This is a genomic window from Promicromonospora sp. NPDC060271 (assembly GCF_042726755.1).
In the GTDB taxonomy this organism is placed as follows: Bacteria; Actinomycetota; Actinomycetes; order Actinomycetales; family Cellulomonadaceae; genus Promicromonospora.
On sequence record NZ_JBHXBG010000240.1, the window covers coordinates 3,074 to 6,767 of the forward strand.

Sequence of the window (3,694 nt, forward strand, 5' to 3'; positions counted from 1 at the left end):
CGCGGGGGGCGCCTTACACCGGGCGCGTCACCCCACCCCCCGCCCGGGCTGACCCCCCCCCCCCCCCCCAGTGGGGGGTGGGGGGGCCCCCCCGCCGGGGGGGGGCCCCGGACTCCAGGCCGACGGCGCGCAGGGCGGCGTTCACGGGGCCGAACAGCGGCGAGAGCAGCAGTGACCACAGGTAGCCGACCACCAGCGGCGAGACGAGGTACGGCATCGTGTACAGCACCTGGAACAGCCGGCGCATCCGCTCCCGCTTGTGCAGCACGTAGGCCAGCAGCAGCCCGACGGAGTTCTGCACGACCATGGCCCCGGCGAACAGGAGCCCGTTGTGCGCGAAGGCGCGCGGGAGCTGGCTGCGGTACGGCTCGGTGGTCAGCAGCGTGACGAAGTTGTCCAGCCCCACGAACGCCTCCTGCGCGGTTCCGCGCCAGGAGAACAGCGAGTAGGTCAGCGCCGTCGCCATCGGGTAGAGCACGAAGACGGCGAACAGCGCCCCGGCGGGCAGTAGGAAGAGCAGTGCGACGGACGTGGGGAGCGCCGCTGTGCGACGGCGGCTCACTCGCCCGGCGTCCACCAGGCAGACAGACCGTCCTGGATGATCCCGGCGGCCTCCTCGGCGTCGGCGTCGCCGAGGAACAGCTTCTGGCCCGCCTGCCCCATCAGGTCGGTGCCGACGGGGTCGCCGTACCGGTAGTCCACGAGCAGCAGGTACGGCGCGGGGTTCTCCTGGTACAGGTCCCACATCTCCTGCTGGACCGGGTCGGAGAACTCGACGCCGGGGATCGGCGAGAACTGCTTGAGCTCGTCGGCGACGAGCTGGCCGAACTCGGGCGTGGCCAGCCAGTTCAGCAGCTTCTCGGCTTCCTGGGGGTGCTCGGAGGCTGCCGACAGGCCCCAGTTCCCGTCCGCGTACCCGGGGCTGACCGGGTGGTCCAGCGCCGAGCCGGGCGGCGGTGGCACCTGGAAGACGCCGAGCTCGAGGTCCGGGTTGGCCTCCTGGAAGAACGCCAGCTCGTACGAGCCGCCGGCGAACATCGCCGCCTGCTGGGAGGTGAACAGCACCTGCGCGTCGGTGTACGCCACGCCGGTCACGTCCTCGGGCATGTACTTCTGCAGGTCCTTGAACGTCTGGATCGAGTCGACGTACGCCGGGTCGGTGAAGTCGGTCTCGCCGTCACGCAGCGCCTGCTGGAACTCCGCGCCGCCGTACTGGGCGGACGTCAGGGCGTCGTGCACGGTGGGCACGAACCATCCGTCGCGCGCGCCGACCGCGAGCGGCGTGACATCCGTCCCGAGCAGCGTGTCGTTGATCGCCATGAAGTCGTCCCAGGTCTCGGGCTCCTCCAGGCCGTTCTCCTCGAAGATCGCGGTGTTGTAGTAGACCTGGATCGTCTGGGAGGCCAGTGGTACGCCGTAGACCGCGCCGTCCTCGCGCCCGCGAGCGCCGTCGAGGATCGCGTCGTCGAACTCACCGAGCGCCGGGACGAGGTCCTCCAGCGGTTCGAGGTTGCCGCCCTCGACGAGCGGCTGGAGCAGGCCGTAGGACCGCACCTGCGCGATGTCGGGCCCGTCCGAGCCGGTCAGGCCGGTGCGCAGGATCTGGTCGTACTCGGTGTTGAGGTGGGCCTGGAAGTTCACCGTGATGCAGGGGTTGGCCGCCTCGAAGACGTCGAAGATGTTCTCGTACGTCTTGACGTCCTCGGTGCGCCAGGACCACACGTCGAGCGCTACGGCGTCGCCGTCGCACCCCTCCCCCGCCGCTCCGCCGGGTTCCGGGCTGCCCGGCGATGGTGCGCAGGCGGTGAGCGTGAGGGCCACGAGGGTTGCGGTGGCTCCTGCGGCGAGGGACGTTCGGCGGTTCATGCGCCGGACGCTGCCTGTCCGACGTCGGGCTGTCAAGCGATTTCGGTGTCACGCAGTGTCGTGTCGCCGGTCTCAGCGGCCGGCGGTGAGGTTTCGTGCGATCCGGTGGGCGTCGGCGGCCATCTCGCGGAACATGCCGGAGATCGGGTTGGTGAAGCCCGTGAAGTAGAGGCCTCGCGCGGCCGGGCGGCCGTTCGTCGCGATCGGCTTTCCGCGCTCGTCGAGCACTCCGAGGTGGCCCAGCACGGGCTCCAGCGCGCGGCGGTAGCCGGTGGCGGCGAGGACGACGTCGGGGGTGAGGCGGGCGCCGTCGGCCAGGACGACGTCGCCGCCGTCGAACCGTTCGATCGCCCTGACCACACGGATCGCGCCGGCCTGGACGGCGGCGACGAGGCCGATGTCCTGCACGGGGATGGCGCCCTGGGCCACGCGTGTGGCCAGGCCGACCTCGGGGATCGGGAGCCCGAGGTGCGCAAGGTCCGGGAAGCTGGCCTTGCGGACCGGGACGCTGAGGGCGTCGACCAACGCGGTCGGCAGGTGGCGCACCAGCAGGCCCGTGTACTGCGCGGCCCACGGCCCCTGGTTGCGCGGCACGATGTGCGGCGGGGTGCGGACCGCGAGGTGGACGCTCGCCGCGCCGTTCTCCGCGAGGTCCTGCGCGATCTCGGCTCCCGTGTTGCCCACCCCGACGACCAGCACGTCCTTGCCCGCGTACGGGGCCGGGTTGCGGTACCGGCTCGCGTGCACGACCTGCCCGGGGAACGTGTCCTGGCCGGGCCAGTCGGGGAGGTGCGGCGTGTGGTTGTACCCCGTGGCGACGACGACGGCGTCCGCCTCGCGCCGGCGTTCGGCGTCGCCCGTGCCGGTGGTGGTGATCGTCCAGACGCCGTCGGCGCGGTCGAGGCGCGTGACCTCGACCCCGTGCTCGATCCGCAGGTCGTGGTGGGCGGCGTACGCCTCCAGGTAGCGGACGACGTCGTCCCTGGCCACCCAGCGGCCGAACGCACGCGGGATCGGGAGACCGGGCAGCTGCGAGAGCCGCCGCGTGGTGTGCAGGTGCAGGCGGTCGTAGTGGTGCCGCCACGCGTTGCCCACGTGCTCCGACTTCTCCAGGACCGTGACGTCCGCACCCTTCGCCCGCAGGGCCGCTGCTGCTGCCAGGCCGGCCGGTCCGGCGCCGATCACGTACACGGTGTGCGACATGGGTGGAGCGTAGTGGTCCGCGTCGCGGAGGCAAGGTCGGCTAACCCAGCGATGGACCGAACAGCACCTCGTGCTCCCGGAACGCGAGCTCGCCGCCGCTCGTCTCGACGATCGCCGCGAGCAGATCCGTTGTCGCGGTCGTCTCGTGGATCTCGCCTGGTTCCCAGATCGCGGCCTGGCCGGGCTCGATCTCCCAGCGTTCGTCGGTGTCTCCTGTTGTGCCCTTGGAGGTGACGACTCCCTCACCCGCGAGGACGGCGAAGATCTGCCGCCCCACGGTCGGGTGCTCCCCCAGCACGCCGCCCGCGATCATCCGGGCGACGTGCACGGTGGTGCGCTCGGCGTCGAGCACCTGAGGGAGAAGGTCCATGTCGACGCCCTCGCTGCCGAACCGTGAGACCTCCCGCACCGGGAGCTGGACGATGCGCATCCGAGAATCCTCTCGCAGGTCCGGGGTGGCTCGCTGGTCCGGGGTGGCTCGCCGGTCCGGGGCGGCTTGCTGATCCGGGCTTCGTCGTAGGTTCCGCACGTCCGGGCACATAGTGCTGGTTCGGTACGTGCCGGGTGGGCTGGATCCTGTTCACCTCAGGCCCGTGTAGTTCGCCTCAGCCGAACTGTTCGGCTG

At 71.5% G+C, this 3,694-nt stretch carries 4 protein-coding genes; all 4 read right to left on the reverse strand.

Annotation, left to right across the window (positions count from 1 at the left end):
• Positions 1-13: 13 nt before the first annotated feature.
• On the reverse strand, positions 14-562 hold the full coding sequence (locus tag ACFWE2_RS23885) for a carbohydrate ABC transporter permease (protein ID WP_377226701.1): 549 nt from the start codon (positions 560-562) through the stop codon (positions 14-16).
• Positions 559-1,866 (reverse strand): ABC transporter substrate-binding protein, encoded by a 1,308-nt coding sequence (locus tag ACFWE2_RS23890; protein WP_377226702.1) that lies wholly within the window; start codon positions 1,864-1,866, stop codon positions 559-561. The genes ACFWE2_RS23885 and ACFWE2_RS23890 overlap by 4 nt, the downstream gene beginning before the upstream one ends.
• Before the next feature lie 72 nt (positions 1,867-1,938).
• Entirely contained in the window at positions 1,939-3,069 is a 1,131-nt protein-coding gene (locus tag ACFWE2_RS23895; protein WP_377226703.1) for a flavin-containing monooxygenase, read from the reverse strand.
• A gap of 40 nt (positions 3,070-3,109) precedes the next feature.
• Positions 3,110-3,499: a hypothetical protein gene (locus ACFWE2_RS23900; RefSeq protein WP_377226704.1), complete on the reverse strand. Its 390-nt coding sequence runs from the start codon at positions 3,497-3,499 to the stop codon at positions 3,110-3,112.
• Positions 3,500-3,694: the final 195 nt, after the last annotated feature.

Coding starts and splice junctions, on each gene's coding strand:
- ACFWE2_RS23900 (WP_377226704.1), bottom strand. CDS start 3,499: ATGCGCATCGTCCAGCTCCCGGTGCGGGAGGTCTCACGGTTCGGCAGC.
- ACFWE2_RS23895 (WP_377226703.1), bottom strand. CDS start 3,069: ATGTCGCACACCGTGTACGTGATCGGCGCCGGACCGGCCGGCCTGGCA.
- ACFWE2_RS23890 (WP_377226702.1), bottom strand. CDS start 1,866: ATGAACCGCCGAACGTCCCTCGCCGCAGGAGCCACCGCAACCCTCGTG.